Source organism: Streptococcus sp. CL6.22 (assembly GCF_049738055.1).
GTDB classification, from domain to species: domain Bacteria; phylum Bacillota; class Bacilli; order Lactobacillales; family Streptococcaceae; genus Streptococcus; species Streptococcus mitis_DJ.
On sequence record NZ_JBKOTV010000001.1, the window covers coordinates 1 to 16,816 of the forward strand.

Consider the following 16,816-nt stretch of genomic DNA (forward strand, 5'->3'; position numbering starts at 1 on the left):
TCTGGTAAGACAACTACTACGACAACTTATACCTTGGATCCTAATACAGGAGCAGTAACACCGAATGAACCAACCACGATTACTGAAGAAGCAGTAGAAGAAGTTATCACAGTAGGTACGAAACCAAAGGTTGAGGCACCAAAGGTTGAAACGCCAAAAGTTGAAACACCAAAGGTTGAAATGCCAAAAGTTGAAACACCAAAAGTTGAAACACCAAAGGTTGAGTCACCAAAGGTTGAGTCACCAAAGGTTGAAACGCCAAAAGTTGAAACACCAAAAGTTGAAACACCAAAGGTTGAAACGCCAAAGGTTGAGACACCAAAGGTAGAAGTACCAAAATCAAAGACACCAACTGAACAATCGACAAAAGAAACTTCACAAATTCCGACTTCTGTAGCAAGTAAGAGAGAGGAATTGCCTAATACAGGTACAGAAGATCATGCTAATCTTGTAGTCTTAGGACTTCTAGGAGTTTTGAGTGGATTTGGATTTCTTGCACACAAGAAAAAAGAAGTGGAGAAATAGTTTTTCCTAACCTATATTAGAAAAGGGCTCACATCTGTGGGCTTTTTCTCTTTGACAATCTTTTTGCTTTAATAATCTAAAAGATTAGAATTGTCAAAACAATCTGTCTAGGCTTGATTTTATCACTTATTTACTATAAAATGAGAAGGAAAAACGTCAAACTTTTATATTGCAAATAGGAGAAAACATGACAAAAACATTAAAACGTCCTGAGGTTTTATCACCTGCAGGAACTTTAGAGAAGCTAAAAGTAGCTGTTCAATATGGAGCGGATGCTGTCTTTATCGGTGGTCAGGCCTATGGTCTTCGTAGCCGTGCCGGAAACTTTACTTTCGAACAGATGGAAGAAGGTGTCCAGTTTGCGGCCAAGTATGGTGCTAAGGTTTATGTGGCTGCCAACATGGTTATGCACGAAGGAAATGAGGCTGGTGCTGGTGAGTGGTTCCGTAAACTACGTGATATCGGAATAGCGGCGGTTATCGTGTCTGACCCAGCCTTGATTATGATTGCAGCGACTGAAGCACCAGGTCTTGAAATCCACCTTTCTACCCAAGCAAGTGCCACCAACTATGAAACTCTTGAGTTCTGGAAAGAACTGGGCTTGACTCGTGTCGTTTTGGCGCGTGAGGTTTCAATGGAAGAATTGGCAGAAATTCGCAAACGTACAGACGTTGAGATTGAAGCCTTTGTCCATGGAGCAATGTGTATTTCTTACTCTGGTCGTTGTACTCTTTCAAACCATATGAGTATGCGTGATGCTAACCGTGGTGGTTGCTCTCAGTCATGCCGCTGGAAATACGACCTTTACGATATGCCATTTGGGAAAGAACGTAAGAGTTTGAAGGGTGAAATTCCTGAAGAATTTTCAATGTCAGCCGTTGACATGTCTATGATTGACCATATCCCAGATATGATTGAAAATGGTGTGGACAGTCTGAAGATCGAAGGACGTATGAAGTCTATTCACTATGTTTCAACAGTAACTAACTGTTATAAGGCGGCTGTTGATGCTTATCTAGAGAGTCCAGAAAAATTCGAAGCTATCAAGCAAGACTTGATTGATGAGATGTGGAAGGTTGCCCAACGTGAATTAGCAACAGGTTTCTATTACGGTACACCATCTGAAAATGAGCAGTTGTTTGGTGCTCGTCGTAAAATTCCTGAGTATAAGTTTGTCGCTGAAGTGGTTTCTTATGATGATGCGACACAAACAGCAACTATTCGTCAACGGAACGTTATTAACGAAGGCGACCAAGTTGAGTTTTATGGCCCAGGTTTCCGTCATTTTGAAACGTATATCGAAGATTTACATGATGCCAAAGGCAATAAAATTGACCGTGCTCCTAATCCAATGGAACTCTTGACTATCAAGGTTCCACAACCTGTTCAAGCTGGAGACATGGTTCGAGCTCTCAAAGAAGGACTCATCAATCTTTATAAGGAAGATGGAACCAGCGTCACAGTTCGTGCTTAATAAGCGTGCAGGAGAGGAAAGCTTTCTAGTTGCTTTCCCTTTAATCCTACTTACTAAAAGAACATTAGGTTAAAGAAAATATATTAATTTTCATCCGAGATTTCATCTCGGATTTTTCATTATTTTTCAGAAAGACCTAGATAATGGACGGATTTATTACAAATTTTTTCCAAAGTTTTCTATATAATAGACTTAAAAATAGTAAAATTGTAAATAATTTCCATTAAACGCTTTCAACGTAAGTAAAAAGTTGACAAATCCAATTTTTAGGACTAAACTAAGTAAGTAAATTTTAATTAAAAGGAGAATTCGTCATGAATTTAACATTTTTCGGTCTATGTCTTGCCTGTATGGGTGTATCTCTTGGTGAAGGTTTGTTGATGAACGGTTTGTTGAAATCAGTTGCTCGCCAACCAGATATCATCTCAGAACTACGTAGTTTGATGATCCTAGGGGTTGCCTTTATTGAAGGTACTTTCTTCGTTACTCTTGTATTTTCATTTATCATCAAATAAAAGAAGTATAAATTGAAAAAGGGAGGATTTTAGATGGAAGAAAGTATTAATCCAACCATCAATATTGGTCCTGTTACCTTTAATTTAACCATAGTAGTTTTGACTTTGTTGACTGTAGCACTTATTTTTGGCTTTATTTATTGGGCAACTCGAAATATGACATTGAGACCCACAGGAAAACAAAATGTATTAGAGTATTTATTTGATTTTGTTGTTGGATTTACAAAATCAAACCTTGGTCCAATGATAAAGGATTATTCTCTCTTTTATTTCTGTTTATTCCTATTTATGGCCATTGCAAATAATATTGGCTTAATGGCTAGAATTCAGACTACAGATGGTGTAAATCTTTGGACCTCACCAACAGCAAATTTGTCATTTGACTTGGTCTTGTCTTTTACAATTATCTTAATGACCCACGTAGAAGGAATTCGTCGTCGTGGAATCAAAAAGTATTTAAAAGCATTTGTGACACCAGGTTTTATGACACCAATGAATCTCTTAGAAGAAGTTACCAATCTCCTTTCACTTGCATTGCGGGTATTTGGTAATATCTTTGCAGGAGAAGTGATGGCAAGTATGTTAGTCCTACTTTCTCATCAGGCCTTCTATTGGTATCCTATTGCTTTTGGAACAAATCTAATCTGGACTGCATTTTCTGTTTTTATTTCTTGTGTACAAGCATATGTATTTACATTGTTATCTTCAATGTACCTAGGAAATAAAATTAATGATGAAGAATAGAAAGGAGTAGTTTATGAATGTAACAGTAGGTGAATTACTTGGTGATTTTATACTAATCGCTGGTTCCTTTATTCTCTTGCTAGTCTTGGTTAAGAAATACGCTTGGTCAAATTTGACTAGCATTTTCGAACAAAGAGCAGAAAAAATTGCAGCAGATATTGACGGAGCTGAACAAGCACGTCAAAAAGCAGAAGTATTGGCTCAAAAACGCGAAGATGAATTGGCTGGTAGCCGTAAAGAAGCTAAGACAATCATTGAGAATGCGAAAGAAACAGCTGAGAAAAGCAAAGCTAGTATTTTAGCAGATGCTAAGCTAGAAGCAGGACGCTTGAAAGAAAAAGCGAACCAAGAAATTGCTCAAAATAAAGCTGAAGCTTTACAAAGCGTTAAGGGTGAGGTAGCAGATTTGACAATCAGCTTGGCTGGTAAAATCATCTCACAAAACCTTGACGGTCATGCCCATAAAGAACTTATTGATCAGTATATCGATCAGTTAGGAGAAGCTTAATGGACAAGAAAACAGTAAAGGTAATTGAAAAATACAGCATGCCTTTTGTCCAATTGGTTATAGAAAAAGGAGAAGAAGACCGTATCTTTTCAGACTTAGCTCAAATCAAGCAAGTTGCTGAAGAAACAGCCTTACCTTCTTTTTTAAAAAAAGTGGCAGTAGACGAGTCTGACAAGGAAAAAACAATTACTTTCTTCCAAGATTCAGTGTCACCTTTATTGCAAAACTTTATCCAGGTTCTTATCTACAATCACAGAGCAAATCTTTTTTATGATATTCTTGTAGATTGCTTGAACCGACTTGAAAAAGAAACAAATCGATTTGAAGTGACGATTACTTCAGCTCATCCTTTAACTGATGAACAGAAGAGTTGCTTGCTCCCTTTGATTGAGAAAAAAATGTCTCTTAAAGTAAGGAGTGTAAAAGAACAAATCGATGAAAGTCTTATTGGTGGTTTTGTCATTTTTGCCAATCACAAGACAATTGATGTGAGTATTAAACAACAACTTAAAGTTGTTAAAGAAAATTTGAAATAGAAAGTGGTGTTCTTTTGGCAATTAACGCACAAGAAATCAGCGCTTTAATTAAGCAACAAATTGAAAATTTCAAACCCAATTTTGATGTGACTGAAACAGGTGTTGTAACCTATATCGGGGACGGTATCGCGCGTGCTCACGGCCTTGAAAATGCCATGAGTGGAGAGTTGTTGATTTTTGAAAACGGCTCTTATGGTATGGCTCAAAACTTGGAGTCAACAGATGTTGGTATTATCATCCTAGGTGACTTTACAGATATCCGTGAAGGCGATACAATCCGCCGTACAGGGAAAATCATGGAAGTCCCAGTAGGTGAAAGTCTGATTGGTCGTGTTGTGGATCCGCTTGGTCGTCCAGTTGACGGTCTTGGAGAAATCCACACTGATAAAACTCGTCCAGTAGAAGCACCAGCTCCTGGTGTTATGCAACGTAAGTCTGTATCAGAACCATTGCAAACTGGTTTGAAAGCTATTGACGCCCTTGTACCGATTGGTCGTGGTCAACGTGAGTTGATTATCGGTGACCGTCAGACAGGGAAAACAACTATTGCGATTGATACAATCTTGAACCAAAAAGGTCAAGATATGATCTGTATCTATGTTGCGATTGGACAAAAAGAATCAACAGTTCGTACGCAAGTAGAAACACTACGTCAGTACGGTGCCTTGGACTACACAATCGTTGTGACAGCCTCTGCTTCACAACCATCTCCATTGCTCTTCCTAGCTCCTTATGCTGGGGTTGCCATGGCGGAAGAATTTATGTACCAAGGTAAGCATGTTTTGATCGTTTATGATGATCTTTCAAAACAAGCGGTAGCTTATCGTGAACTGTCTCTCTTGCTTCGTCGTCCTCCAGGTCGTGAAGCATTCCCAGGGGATGTTTTCTACCTTCACAGCCGTTTGCTTGAGCGCTCAGCTAAAGTTTCTGATGAACTTGGTGGTGGATCTATTACAGCCCTACCGTTTATCGAGACACAAGCAGGAGATATCTCTGCCTATATCGCAACCAACGTGATTTCAATCACTGATGGACAAATCTTCCTCGGTGATGGTCTCTTCAATGCGGGTATTCGTCCAGCCATTGACGCGGGTTCATCTGTATCTCGTGTAGGTGGTTCTGCACAAATTAAAGCCATGAAAAAGGTTGCTGGTACACTTCGTATCGACCTTGCTTCATACCGTGAGTTGGAAGCCTTCACTAAGTTTGGTTCTGATTTGGACGCAGCAACACAGGCTAAGTTGAACCGTGGACGTCGTACAGTTGAAGTCTTGAAACAACCTGTTCACAAACCATTGCCTGTTGAGAAACAAGTAACCATTCTCTATGCTTTGACACATGGTTTCTTGGATACTGTTCCTGTAGATGAAATTGTTCGTTTCGAGGAAGAGTTCCATGCCTTCTTTGATGCTCAACATCCAGTGATTTTAGAAACCATTCGTGATACAAAAGACTTGCCAGAAGAAGCAGTCTTGGATGCTGCGATTACAGAGTTTCTCAATCAAACCAGCTTCCAATAAGAATAGAGGTGTCAGATGGCAGTATCTCTAAATGATATTAAAACAAAAATCGCCTCAACAAAAAATACTAGTCAAATCACAAATGCCATGCAGATGGTATCAGCTGCTAAGCTAGGTCGTTCTGAAGAAGCTGCTCGCAACTTCCAAGTTTATGCTCAGAAAGTTCGTAAACTTTTGACGGATATTCTTCATGGGAATGGAGCTGGTAGTTCAACCAATCCGATGTTGATTAGCCGTCCAGTTAAGAAGACAGGCTATATCGTCATTACATCAGACCGAGGTTTGGTTGGAGGTTATAATTCTTCTATTTTGAAAGCCGTTATGGAGCTGAAAGAAGAATACCATCCAGACGGTAAAGGTTTTGAAATGATCTGTATTGGTGGAATGGGAGCTGATTTCTTTAAAGCTCGTGGTATTCAACCACTTTATGAACTACGTGGCTTGGCAGATCAACCAAGCTTTGATGAAGTTCGTAAGATTATTTCAAAAACTGTTGAAATGTACCAAAATGAACTTTTTGATGAACTCTATGTCTGCTATAACCACCATGTCAATACGCTAACCAGTCAAATGCGTGTGGAGCAAATGCTTCCGATTGTTGACTTGGATCCAAATGAAGCGGATGACAGTTACAGTTTGACCTTTGAGTTGGAAACTAGTCGAGAAGAAATTTTGGAGCAGTTGTTGCCTCAATTTGCAGAAAGTATGATTTATGGTGCTATTATCGATGCTAAGACAGCTGAAAATGCTGCTGGTATGACAGCCATGCAAACAGCGACAGATAATGCTAAGAAAGTCATTAATGATTTGACAATTCAGTATAACCGTGCCAGACAGGCGGCGATTACACAAGAAATTACAGAAATCGTAGCAGGAGCTAGTGCCTTAGAATAGGCACTAGTCCAGCTCGTATGAAAATGAACTTAGGACCTAGTTAAGCTAGGACCGACAGTATCTTATATAGAATAGGAGAAGGAGATGAGTTCAGGTAAAATTGCTCAGGTTATCGGTCCCGTTGTAGACGTCTTGTTTGCAGCAGGGGAAAAACTTCCTGAGATTAACAATGCACTTGTCGTCTACAAAAATGACGAAAGAAAAACAAAAATCGTCCTTGAAGTAGCCTTGGAGTTGGGAGATGGTATGGTCCGTACTATCGCCATGGAATCAACAGATGGTTTGACTCGTGGAATGGAAGTATTGGACACAGGTCGTCCAATCTCTGTACCAGTAGGTAAAGAAACTTTGGGACGTGTCTTCAATGTTTTGGGAGATACCATTGACTTGGAAGCTCCTTTTACAGAAGATGCAGAGCGTCAGCCAATTCATAAAAAAGCTCCAACTTTTGATGAGTTGTCTACCTCTTCTGAAATCCTTGAAACAGGGATTAAGGTTATCGACCTTCTTGCCCCTTACCTTAAAGGTGGTAAAGTTGGACTTTTCGGTGGTGCCGGAGTTGGTAAAACCGTCTTAATCCAAGAATTGATTCACAACATTGCCCAAGAACACGGTGGTATTTCAGTATTTACTGGTGTTGGGGAACGTACTCGTGAGGGGAACGACCTTTACTGGGAAATGAAAGAATCAGGTGTTATCGAGAAAACAGCCATGGTATTTGGTCAGATGAATGAGCCACCAGGAGCACGTATGCGTGTTGCCCTTACTGGTTTGACAATTGCTGAATACTTCCGTGATGTAGAAGGACAAGACGTGCTTCTCTTTATTGATAATATCTTCCGTTTCACTCAAGCCGGTTCAGAAGTATCCGCCCTTTTGGGTCGTATGCCATCAGCCGTTGGTTACCAACCAACACTTGCTACAGAAATGGGTCAATTGCAAGAGCGTATTACATCAACTAAAAAGGGTTCTGTAACCTCTATCCAGGCTATCTATGTGCCAGCGGATGACTATACTGACCCAGCGCCAGCAACAGCCTTCGCTCACTTGGATTCAACAACTAACTTGGAACGTAAGTTGGTACAATTGGGTATCTACCCAGCCGTTGACCCACTTGCTTCAAGCTCACGTGCCTTGGCACCTGAAATTGTTGGAGAAGAGCACTATGCAGTTGCTGCTGAAGTAAAACGTGTTCTTCAACGTTACCATGAATTGCAAGATATTATTGCTATCCTTGGTATGGATGAGCTTTCTGATGAAGAAAAGACCTTGGTTGCTCGTGCCCGTCGTATCCAGTTCTTCTTGTCACAAAACTTCAACGTTGCGGAACAATTTACTGGTCAACCAGGTTCTTATGTTCCAGTTGCTGAAACTGTTCGTGGCTTTAAGGAAATCCTTGATGGTAAACACGACCACTTGCCAGAAGATGCCTTCCGTGGTGTAGGTTCTATCGAAGATGTGATTGCAAAAGCTGAAAAAATGGGATTTTAAGAGGTGATCTATGGCTCAGTTAACTGTCCAGATCGTGACACCAGATGGTCTCGTCTATGATCACCATGCCAGCTTTGTATCAGTTCGAACTCTGGATGGTGAGATGGGAATCTTGCCACGACATGAAAATATGATTGCAGTTTTAGCAGTTGATGAGGTTAAGGTTAAACGTGTAGATGATGAAAATCACGTGAACTGGATTGCAGTGAACGGAGGCGTTATCGAAGTTGCCAATGGCGTTGTCACAATTGTTGCTGACTCTGCAGAACGTGCTCGTGATATCGACGTTAGTCGTGCAGAACGTGCCAAACTTCGAGCAGAGCGTGAAATTGAAGAAGCACAAGACAAACACTTGATTGACCAAGAACGTCGTGCGAAGATTGCACTGCAACGTGCCATTAACCGTATTAATGTCGGAAATAGACTATAAGAAAAAAATGAACTTGAGTTACCAAGTTCATTTTTTATGTTTTCTTAAGGGGCAAAACTGATGCAGACTGCTTCTGGGACATGGAAGTCATTAGAAAGTTCTGCTAGACGTCCAGTTTCAGAGTTGCGTTTAAAGACGGTTGCATTGTCAGAGTCTTGATGGACAGCAATGACAAATTCTTGGTCTGGTGTCAAATCAAAATCACGTGGAGTCTGACCATGTGTCGGAACGATTTCTAACAACTCTAAGCTACCGTCCGCAAGAATTGTATATACTGCGATAGAATCATGACCCCGGTTAGAGGCGTAGAGGTATTTACCATCTTTAGAGAGACGAATAGCAGCAGTACCATTAAAGCCTTCATAACCGTCTGGTAGAGTTGAAATGACTTGCATGCGTTCAAATTCGCCAACACCATCGTAGATTAGAACCTCGATAGTGCTATTGAGTTCACAAATGAGATAAGCGATTTTATAATGGTTATGGAAAATAATATGGCGTGAGCCTGCTCCTGGCTGGCTATGATAGGTATAGAGCTTAGATAATTTTCCTTCTGAATCAAGATCATAAGTAATTACTTGGTCAGTACCCAAGTCGCAGGTCACTAGATAGTGGTCAGGTGTTAAATCTGAATAGTGAACATGTGGAGAAGCTTGATTTTCATGTGGACCTTGGCCGCTGTGTTGATCCACATCACTAAGTAGAAGACGACCATCTTCCTGGCGTTTATAAACAAGTACCTGTCCTTTATGGTAGTTGGCAGCATATACCAAATCACGCTTTTCATCCACGGCAACATAACAGTGGGGAGCTCCTTCTTCAACGACATGATTTAATAAGGTACCATTAGTTTGATAGGCTGCAATTCCACCCTTATCGTCTTGACTACCAACAGTGTATAAATGTTGATGCTGGTCAAAGGCAAGGTAGGTTGGACTTGGCTCAGTAGCAAAAAGTTCTAGATTTGAAAGCTGACCAGTTTCTGTATCAAAGTCTGCCTTATAAATCCCTTGGGAAGTACGACGTGTATAAGTTCCAAAATAAACAGTTTCTTTCATAACTTTACCTCTATAATAAAGATATGACTATTATATCACAAAAACAAGCCAATTAAAGACATCCAATTAGATGTAAGCACTTTAAAAAAATAATTGATTGTTTTTTTAAAAAATATAATAACATTGAGATTGTTTTCCTTACTTTTCTTCTTAAAAGTGCTATAATGAATTCATAAAATGTTTAAAGGAGTCCTTACTATGAAAAAACGAGTTTTTTTAGCGACTGGAATTGCAGTTTTGTCTACTGCCGTTCTAGCAGCGTGTTCATCTGGTAATGGTAATAAGGATGCTACTAAGCCAGTGACTTATGCTTATGTGTTTACATCAGATCCTGTTACTTTGGATTATACAGTTTCTGGGAATGTCAGCACTAAACAGATTACAGGTAATGTTATTGACGGATTACTAGAAAATGATCAATATGGAAATTTAGTTCCATCAGTTGCAGAAGATTGGACTGTTTCCAAAGATGGTTTGACCTATACCTATAAAATCCGTCAGGGTGTCAAATGGTATACCAATGAGGGGGAAGAGTATGGTGAAGTCAAGGCTCAGGACTTTGTAACTGGTCTGAAACATGCAGCAGATAAGAAATCACAGGCTCTTTATCTCGTACAGGATTCTATCAAAGGATTGGATGACTATGTAAATGGGAAAACAACAGATTTTTCTAGTGTTGGGGTAAAAGCAACTGACGATTATACTGTAGTCTATACTTTGAATCATCCAGAATCTTTCTGGAATTCAAAAACAACAATGGGAGTCCTTGCACCAGTTAATGAAGACTTTTTAGCTTCTAAAGGAGATGACTTTGGTAAACCAACGGATGTAACGAGCATTCTATACAATGGGCCTTATCTCCTCAAAGGTCTTACATCTAAGTCTTCTATCGAAATGACCAAAAATCAAAACTACTGGGATAAACAAAATGTCTTTATTGATGATATCAAGTTATCCTTCTTTGATGGTCAAGATGCAGACTCTCTAGGACGCGGTTTTGATGAGGGACACTATCCAGCTGCACCACTCTTTAAAAACTCTGCTAACTATGAACGTCTAAAAGAAAAATACAAGGATGATATTGTGTATGGTCAACAGCGTGGAGGAGTTTTTTATATCTCAACCAATATCGACCGTGTAAATTACAATCACACTGCTAAAACAAGTGATGCAGAAAAAATTTCTACTAAGAAAGCCTTGTTAAACAAAGATTTCCGTCAAGCCTTGGCTTTTGCGGTAGATCGTAAAGCAGGGATCTCTCAAGTATTTGGTGATGAAGTAGGACCTCGTAAGTTACGGACAAGTTTCACTCCTCCAACATTTGTTCAAGTAGGAGATCAAACATTTGGTCAAGTTACTAAGACAGAATTGGATAAATTGGATAATGTCTGGAAAGATGTCAGTCTTGATGATGCCCAAGATTCACTTCATAATGTAGACAAGGCTAAGGCTAAATTTGAAGCTGCTAAGAAAACCCTTCAAGCTGATGGAGTACAGTTCCCAATTCATTTAGATTTGCCAATTTCTTCATCAAATCCAGATTTTATTCGTCAGGTTCAGTCTTATAAACAATCCATTGAGGAAGCCTTAGGCTCTGACAATGTAGTTGTTGATATTCAACAAGTTTCTGATGATGAATTGGGAAGTATGACTACTCTAGCTACTTCCAATGCAAATACTGACTGGGATATTAATGCAGTCAGTGGTTGGACTCCAGACTTTGCAGATCCATCGACTTATCTAGATGTATTTGATCCAACTTCAGGTCCAAGTCTCCTAAGTGCTCTTGGTGTGGCACCAGGAACAGACAATCCAGTTATTAAAACAGTTGGATTGGATAAATACAAAGAACTGATTGATGATGCAAATAGTGAGAAAACAGACCTTCAAAAACGTTATTCCAAATATGCTAAGGCTCAAGCTTGGTTGTCAGATAGTGCACTTGTTATTCCAGTATACTCTGATGGTGCTCAAATGCTAGTGACGAAAATGGTTCCTGGCAGTGGTGCCGGTGGCTGGGTAGGTGACAAGACTAGTGAAAATAGCTACAAGTATCTGAAAATCCAAGATAAGATTGTCACTACTAAAGAAATGGATGAGTTCCGCAAGAAATTTGCTGATGAAAAAGCCAAATCCAATGCTGATTATCAGAAGAACTTAGACCGTCATATTCAAGACTAATCGAATCTCCTCTTTTGAGGAGATTTTTTATGTTGCTGTCTCCATGTAAGCACTTTAAAAAAGAGTTATTTTGATTTAAAAATGGTATAATGAGAGAACAATAGAAAGGAAGTATTTATGGAGCAAAAAGAGAAACATTTTAGCCTATCTTGGTTTTTCAAGTGGTTTTTGGATAACAAGGCCATTACGGTATTTTTGGTAACCTTATTATTGGGACTCAATCTTTTTATTTTAAGTAAGATTAGTTTTCTATTTTCACCTGTTTTGGACTTTTTGGCAGTTGTGATGTTACCAGTCATTCTGTCTGGTTTGCTATATTATTTGTTGAATCCTATTGTTGATTGGATGGAAAAACACAAAGTTAATCGCGTCATAGCCATCACTATTGTCTTTGTCATCATCGCCCTATTTATCATTTGGGGCTTGGCAGTAGCCATTCCAAATCTACAACGTCAGGTTTTAACTTTTGCAAGGAATGTTCCAGTCTATCTTGAAGATGCAGACAGGGTTATTGATGATCTGGTAACTAAGCGTTTGCCAGATGATTTCAGACCTCAGTTAGAGCAAGTTTTGACTAATTTTTCTAGCCAGGCTACAGTTTGGGCAAGTAAGGTTTCATCTCAGGCAGTCAACTGGGTGAGTGCATTTATTAGCGGCGCATCTCAAGTGATTGTTGCCTTGATTATCGTTCCTTTCATGCTCTTTTATCTCTTACGTGATGGGAAAGGCCTGCGTCACTATTTGACCCAATTCATGCCAACGAAATTGAAAGAACCTGTAGGACAAGTTTTATCAGATGTAAATCAACAGTTGTCCAACTATGTTCGAGGGCAAGTGACAGTGGCTATTATTGTTGCGGTAATGTTTATGATTTTCTTCAAGATCATTGGTCTACGCTATGCAGTTACGTTGGGGGTTACTGCTGGTATTTTAAATCTGGTTCCTTATCTTGGTAGTTTCCTAGCCATGCTTCCTGCCCTAGTATTGGGTTTGATTGCTGGGCCAGTCATGCTGTTAAAAGTGGTGATTGTCTTTATCGTAGAACAAACTATTGAAGGCCGTTTTGTGTCTCCATTGATTTTGGGAAGTCAATTGAATATCCATCCCATTAATGTTCTCTTTGTCTTGTTAACTTCAGGATCTATGTTTGGTATTTGGGGAGTTTTACTCGGTATTCCAGTTTATGCTTCTGCTAAGGTTGTCATTTCGGCGATTTTTGAATGGTATAAGGTAGTCAGTGGCCTATATGAAGTAGAGGGAGAGGAAATCAAGAGTGAACAATAGTCAACAGATGTTACAGGCTTTGGAAGAGCAAGATTTAACCAAGGCTGAGCACTATTTCGTCAAAGCTTTAGAAAATGATCCAAGTGACCTTCTGTATGAGTTAGCTACTTATCTTGAAGGGATTGGTTTTTATCCTCAGGCCAAGGAAATTTACCTGAAAATTGTAGAAAATTTTCCAGAGGTTCATCTTAATCTGGCAGCGATTGCTAGTGAGGATGGTCAAATCGAGGAAGCATTTGCGTACCTTGAGGAAATCCAAGCTGACAGTGACTGGTATGTTTCAGCTTTGGCACTTAAAGCAGACCTTTACCAGCTGGAAGGTTTGACAGATGTGGCGCGTGAGAAATTATTGGAGGCCTTAACTTACTCGGAAGATCCTCTCTTGATATTGGGATTAGCAGAGTTGGATAGTGAGTTGGAAAATTACCAAGAAGCTATTCAAGGCTATGCCCAGTTAGATAATCGTACTATTTATGAGCAAACGGGCATTTCTACCTATCAACGAATTGGCTTTGCCTATGCCCAGTTGGGGAAATTTGAAACAGCTACAGAGTTTTTAGAAAAAGCCCTGGAGTTAGAATACGATGACCTAACAGCTTTTGAGTTGGCCAGTCTTTACTTTGATCAAGAAGAATATCAAAAAGCTGTTCTATACTTTAAGCAACTTGATACCATTTCACCTGATTTTGAAGGCTATGAGTATGGTTACAGTCAGGCCTTACATAAGGAACATCAAGTTCAAGAAGCCCTGCGTATCGCTAAGCAAGGCTTAGAGAAAAATCCCTTTGAAACTCGCCTCTTGCTAGCTGCTTCACAATTTTCTTATGAATTGCATGATGCTAGTGGAGCAGAGAACTACCTCCTTACTGCTAAAGAAGATGCTGAGGATACGGAAGAAATCTTACTCCGTCTAGCAACTATTTATCTGGAGCAGGAGCGTTATGAAGATATTCTAGACTTGCAAAGTGAGGAGCCAGAAAATCTTTTGACCAAGTGGATGATTGCTCGTTCCTATCAAGAAATGGACGATTTGGATTCTGCCTATGAGCATTACCAAGAATTAGTAGGAGATTTGAAGGACAATCCAGAGTTTCTGGAACACTATATCTATCTCTTGCGTGAACTGGGCTACTTTGAGGAAGCAAAAGTCAATGCCCAAGCTTACTTAAAACTAGTTCCAGATGATGTGCAAATGCAAGAACTATTTGAGAGATTGTAAGAATATATTTTTAAAAACTGTATCTAATCATTTTTGATAGATATAGTTTTTCTTTTTCAAATAGAATTTTTTTACAAAAATTCTTGGTTATTTTGTTTATTTATGCTATAATAGGAACAATTATTTTTAGGAGGTGCAGTATGTCTTATTTGTTTGAGATATTACCGAGTTTATTGAGCGGTGCAAGCATGACTTTGCAGGTTTTTGCACTGGTCTTGATTTTTTCTATTCCTTTGGGCGTTTTGATTGCCTTTGCCTTGCAAGTCCATTGGAAGCCCCTCCATCATCTGATTAATATTTATATTTGGATTATGCGAGGCACACCCTTGCTCTTGCAATTAATCTTTATCTATTATGTGCTGCCAAGTATTGGGATTCGTTTGGACCGTCTTCCTGCGGCTATCATTGCCTTTGTATTGAATTATGCGGCTTACTTTGCTGAAATCTTCCGTGGAGGGATTGATACCATTCCTAACGGTCAATATGAGGCTGCTAAGGTCTTGAAATTCAGTCCTTTTGACACAGTACGCTATATTATCTTGCCCCAAGTGACCAAGATTGTTCTTCCTAGCGTATTTAACGAAGTCATGAGTTTGGTCAAGGATACTTCTCTGGTCTATGCTCTAGGTATTTCAGACCTTATCTTGGCTAGTCGAACAGCTGCAAACCGTGATGCTAGTCTGGTTCCAATGTTCTTAGCAGGAGCCATTTACTTGATTTTGATTGGGATTGTGACCATTCTTGCCAAAAAAGTTGAGAAGAAGTACAGTTACTATAGATAGGAGGCTGCCATGTTAGAATTACGAAATATCAATAAAGTCTTTGGTGAAAAGCAAATTTTATCCAATTTCAGTCTAAAAATTCCTGAAAAGCAAATCCTAGCTATCGTTGGACCTTCTGGTGGAGGTAAGACAACCCTCTTACGTATGCTTGCGGGTCTTGAAACCATTGATTCAGGGCAAATCTTTTATAATGGAGAACCTTTAGAACTGGATGAACTAGAGAAGCGGAATCTACTGGGATTTGTATTCCAAGATTTTCAACTTTTTCCTCATTTATCAGTTCTAGATAATTTGACCTTATCGCCCGTAAAAACCATGGGAATGAAGCAGCAAGAGGCTGAGAAGAAGGCGTGTGGGCTCCTGGAACAGTTGGGACTGGCAGGGCACGCAGATGCCTATCCTTTCTCACTATCTGGTGGGCAAAAGCAACGAGTGGCCTTGGCGCGTGCTATGATGATTGACCCAGGAATCATTGGTTACGATGAGCCGACTTCTGCCCTAGATCCGGAATTACGCTTGGAAGTGGAAAAACTGATCTTGCAAAATAGGGAACTTGGGATGACGCAGATTGTGGTTACCCACGATTTACAGTTCGCTGAAAATATCGCAGATCAGATTCTCAAGGTTGAGCCCAAGTAGGAGGTGCCAATGACTAATAAGAAAATTGCTTTAGTATTGGTTTCTCTCCTGACTCTTTTTTTAACAGCTTGTACTCAGAAGGCTAGTGATCCAAAGCAGGATAACTGGGATAAATATCAAGAGCAGGGGACCATTACTATTGGTTTTGACAATACCTTTGTACCCATGGGTTTTGAAGAAAAGAATGGCCAATATACAGGCTTTGATATTGACTTAGCACAAGCTGTCTCTGAAAAATTAGGTTTTAAGGTTCAATTTCAACCCATTGACTGGGATATGAAGGAGACGGAACTGCAAAATGGAACCATTGATGCCATCTGGAATGGCTATTCTGCCACTGATGAACGCCGAGAGAAAGTTGCCTTTAGCATTCCATATATGGAAAATCAGCAAGTTCTGGTTACGAAGAAAAGCCAACAGATTCGTTCAGTAGAGGATATGAAGGATAAGACCTTGGGAGCCCAAGCAGGTTCCTCTGGTTATTTAGACTTTGAAGCCCAGCCAGATTTACTGAAAAATCGTGTCAAAGATCAGAAGGCTAATCAGTACCAGAGTTTTAATGAGGCCTTGATTGACTTGAAAAATGATCGGATTGATGCCTTGTTGATTGACCGAGTGTATGCTAATTACTATCTCCAGTCTGAGGGGATATTAAATGACTACAATGTCTTTTCAGCAGGATTTGAAAGTGAATCCTTTGCGGTCGGAGTTAGACCAGCTGATAAAAGATTATTAACAGCATTAAACCAGGCCTTTATCGAACTATACCAAGAAGGAAAGTTCCAGGAAATCAGCCAAAAATGGTTTGGAGAAGATGTAGCAACAAAAGAAGTGAAAGAAGGAATCTAAATGACGGTTTCTTCTTTTTATTTATAATATAAGAGTTAGATATCGCTTGACAGATTGATTATTGTTCGATAATATATTAAATGGAAAGATGACATATTACTATATTTATTTGTGGTTTAAAGTTATTTTTTACATCAAAGTATCATATATTAACAATTCATATTATG

17 protein-coding genes are annotated in these 16,816 nt (G+C 39.5%); 16 read left to right on the top strand and 1 reads right to left on the bottom strand.

Annotated features, from left to right (window positions below; all coding sequences use genetic code 11):
- The 10 genes from ACLNCW_RS00005 to ACLNCW_RS00050 form a co-directional block, all read left to right on the top strand.
- On the top strand, positions 1 to 525 hold a 525-nt coding region (locus tag ACLNCW_RS00005), incomplete at its 5' end, for an LPXTG cell wall anchor domain-containing protein (RefSeq protein WP_424845161.1).
- Between the two features lie 187 nt (positions 526 to 712).
- Positions 713 to 1,999 (top strand): peptidase U32 family protein, encoded by a 1,287-nt coding sequence (locus tag ACLNCW_RS00010; RefSeq protein WP_000169065.1) that lies wholly within the window; start codon positions 713 to 715, stop codon positions 1,997 to 1,999.
- A gap of 314 nt (positions 2,000 to 2,313) precedes the next feature.
- Positions 2,314 to 2,514, top strand: a complete 201-nt coding sequence (locus tag ACLNCW_RS00015) for a F0F1 ATP synthase subunit C (RefSeq protein ID WP_001054558.1) — start codon at positions 2,314 to 2,316, stop codon at positions 2,512 to 2,514.
- Positions 2,515 to 2,547: 33 nt separating this feature from the next.
- Positions 2,548 to 3,258 (top strand): F0F1 ATP synthase subunit A, encoded by a 711-nt coding sequence (gene atpB / locus ACLNCW_RS00020; protein ID WP_000392870.1) that lies wholly within the window; start codon positions 2,548 to 2,550, stop codon positions 3,256 to 3,258.
- A gap of 13 nt (positions 3,259 to 3,271) precedes the next feature.
- The gene (gene atpF, locus ACLNCW_RS00025; protein ID WP_001103468.1) at positions 3,272 to 3,766 is read left to right on the top strand and encodes a F0F1 ATP synthase subunit B; all 495 of its coding nucleotides are present in this window, start codon (positions 3,272 to 3,274) and stop codon (positions 3,764 to 3,766) included.
- Positions 3,766 to 4,302: a F0F1 ATP synthase subunit delta gene (locus tag ACLNCW_RS00030; protein WP_424845162.1), complete on the top strand. Its 537-nt coding sequence runs from the start codon at positions 3,766 to 3,768 to the stop codon at positions 4,300 to 4,302. Before atpF ends, ACLNCW_RS00030 begins: the two co-directional genes overlap by 1 nt.
- 14 nt (positions 4,303 to 4,316) lie before the next feature.
- The gene (gene atpA / locus ACLNCW_RS00035) at positions 4,317 to 5,822 is read left to right on the top strand and encodes a F0F1 ATP synthase subunit alpha (protein ID WP_424845163.1); all 1,506 of its coding nucleotides are present in this window, start codon (positions 4,317 to 4,319) and stop codon (positions 5,820 to 5,822) included.
- Positions 5,823 to 5,837: 15 nt separating this feature from the next.
- The gene (locus ACLNCW_RS00040; protein WP_000301224.1) at positions 5,838 to 6,716 is read left to right on the top strand and encodes a F0F1 ATP synthase subunit gamma; all 879 of its coding nucleotides are present in this window, start codon (positions 5,838 to 5,840) and stop codon (positions 6,714 to 6,716) included.
- 84 nt (positions 6,717 to 6,800) lie between these two features.
- A complete protein-coding gene (gene atpD, locus ACLNCW_RS00045; protein ID WP_000094357.1) occupies positions 6,801 to 8,207 on the top strand; it encodes a F0F1 ATP synthase subunit beta in 1,407 nt (468 codons plus the stop codon).
- 10 nt (positions 8,208 to 8,217) lie between these two features.
- A complete protein-coding gene (locus tag ACLNCW_RS00050) occupies positions 8,218 to 8,637 on the top strand; it encodes a F0F1 ATP synthase subunit epsilon (protein WP_004256585.1) in 420 nt (139 codons plus the stop codon).
- 44 nt (positions 8,638 to 8,681) lie between these two features.
- Here the strand turns inward: ACLNCW_RS00050 and ACLNCW_RS00055 are convergent, their stop codons facing one another.
- On the bottom strand, positions 8,682 to 9,695 hold the full coding sequence (locus ACLNCW_RS00055) for a lactonase family protein (protein ID WP_247953158.1): 1,014 nt from the start codon (positions 9,693 to 9,695) through the stop codon (positions 8,682 to 8,684).
- A gap of 198 nt (positions 9,696 to 9,893) precedes the next feature.
- Here ACLNCW_RS00055 and ACLNCW_RS00060 point away from each other — a divergent pair, with 198 nt between their 5' ends.
- The 6 genes from ACLNCW_RS00060 (at position 9,894) to ACLNCW_RS00085 (ending at position 16,649) form a co-directional block, all read left to right on the top strand.
- Entirely contained in the window at positions 9,894 to 11,876 is a 1,983-nt protein-coding gene (locus ACLNCW_RS00060; RefSeq protein WP_424845164.1) for a peptide ABC transporter substrate-binding protein, read from the top strand.
- A 117-nt stretch (positions 11,877 to 11,993) separates the two neighbouring features.
- The gene (locus ACLNCW_RS00065; protein WP_261011018.1) at positions 11,994 to 13,160 is read left to right on the top strand and encodes an AI-2E family transporter; all 1,167 of its coding nucleotides are present in this window, start codon (positions 11,994 to 11,996) and stop codon (positions 13,158 to 13,160) included.
- Positions 13,150 to 14,379 (top strand): tetratricopeptide repeat protein, encoded by a 1,230-nt coding sequence (locus ACLNCW_RS00070; RefSeq protein ID WP_424845165.1) that lies wholly within the window; start codon positions 13,150 to 13,152, stop codon positions 14,377 to 14,379. Before ACLNCW_RS00065 ends, ACLNCW_RS00070 begins: the two co-directional genes overlap by 11 nt.
- Positions 14,380 to 14,519: 140 nt before the next feature.
- Positions 14,520 to 15,161 (top strand): amino acid ABC transporter permease, encoded by a 642-nt coding sequence (locus tag ACLNCW_RS00075; RefSeq protein ID WP_020902748.1) that lies wholly within the window; start codon positions 14,520 to 14,522, stop codon positions 15,159 to 15,161.
- A 9-nt stretch (positions 15,162 to 15,170) separates the two neighbouring features.
- Positions 15,171 to 15,800 (top strand): amino acid ABC transporter ATP-binding protein, encoded by a 630-nt coding sequence (locus tag ACLNCW_RS00080; RefSeq protein WP_424845166.1) that lies wholly within the window; start codon positions 15,171 to 15,173, stop codon positions 15,798 to 15,800.
- Between the two features lie 9 nt (positions 15,801 to 15,809).
- Positions 15,810 to 16,649, top strand: coding sequence for an amino acid ABC transporter substrate-binding protein (locus ACLNCW_RS00085; protein ID WP_261071267.1), 840 nt, complete (start codon positions 15,810 to 15,812; stop codon positions 16,647 to 16,649).
- The last annotated feature ends 167 nt before the right edge of the window (positions 16,650 to 16,816 follow it).

What these genes read in the sequence shown, in the direction of transcription:
- ACLNCW_RS00065 (WP_261011018.1), top strand. Translation starts at nt 11,994, where the DNA reads ATGGAGCAAAAAGAGAAACATTTTAGCCTATCTTGGTTTTTCAAGTGG.
- ACLNCW_RS00030 (WP_424845162.1), top strand. Translation starts at nt 3,766, where the DNA reads ATGGACAAGAAAACAGTAAAGGTAATTGAAAAATACAGCATGCCTTTT.
- ACLNCW_RS00050 (WP_004256585.1), top strand. Translation starts at nt 8,218, where the DNA reads ATGGCTCAGTTAACTGTCCAGATCGTGACACCAGATGGTCTCGTCTAT.
- ACLNCW_RS00010 (WP_000169065.1), top strand. Translation starts at nt 713, where the DNA reads ATGACAAAAACATTAAAACGTCCTGAGGTTTTATCACCTGCAGGAACT.
- ACLNCW_RS00060 (WP_424845164.1), top strand. Translation starts at nt 9,894, where the DNA reads ATGAAAAAACGAGTTTTTTTAGCGACTGGAATTGCAGTTTTGTCTACT.
- ACLNCW_RS00055 (WP_247953158.1), bottom strand. Translation starts at nt 9,695, where the DNA reads ATGAAAGAAACTGTTTATTTTGGAACTTATACACGTCGTACTTCCCAA.
- atpF (WP_001103468.1), top strand. Translation starts at nt 3,272, where the DNA reads ATGAATGTAACAGTAGGTGAATTACTTGGTGATTTTATACTAATCGCT.
- ACLNCW_RS00085 (WP_261071267.1), top strand. Translation starts at nt 15,810, where the DNA reads ATGACTAATAAGAAAATTGCTTTAGTATTGGTTTCTCTCCTGACTCTT.
- ACLNCW_RS00040 (WP_000301224.1), top strand. Translation starts at nt 5,838, where the DNA reads ATGGCAGTATCTCTAAATGATATTAAAACAAAAATCGCCTCAACAAAA.
- atpB (WP_000392870.1), top strand. Translation starts at nt 2,548, where the DNA reads ATGGAAGAAAGTATTAATCCAACCATCAATATTGGTCCTGTTACCTTT.
- ACLNCW_RS00075 (WP_020902748.1), top strand. Translation starts at nt 14,520, where the DNA reads ATGTCTTATTTGTTTGAGATATTACCGAGTTTATTGAGCGGTGCAAGC.
- ACLNCW_RS00015 (WP_001054558.1), top strand. Translation starts at nt 2,314, where the DNA reads ATGAATTTAACATTTTTCGGTCTATGTCTTGCCTGTATGGGTGTATCT.
- atpD (WP_000094357.1), top strand. Translation starts at nt 6,801, where the DNA reads ATGAGTTCAGGTAAAATTGCTCAGGTTATCGGTCCCGTTGTAGACGTC.
- ACLNCW_RS00080 (WP_424845166.1), top strand. Translation starts at nt 15,171, where the DNA reads ATGTTAGAATTACGAAATATCAATAAAGTCTTTGGTGAAAAGCAAATT.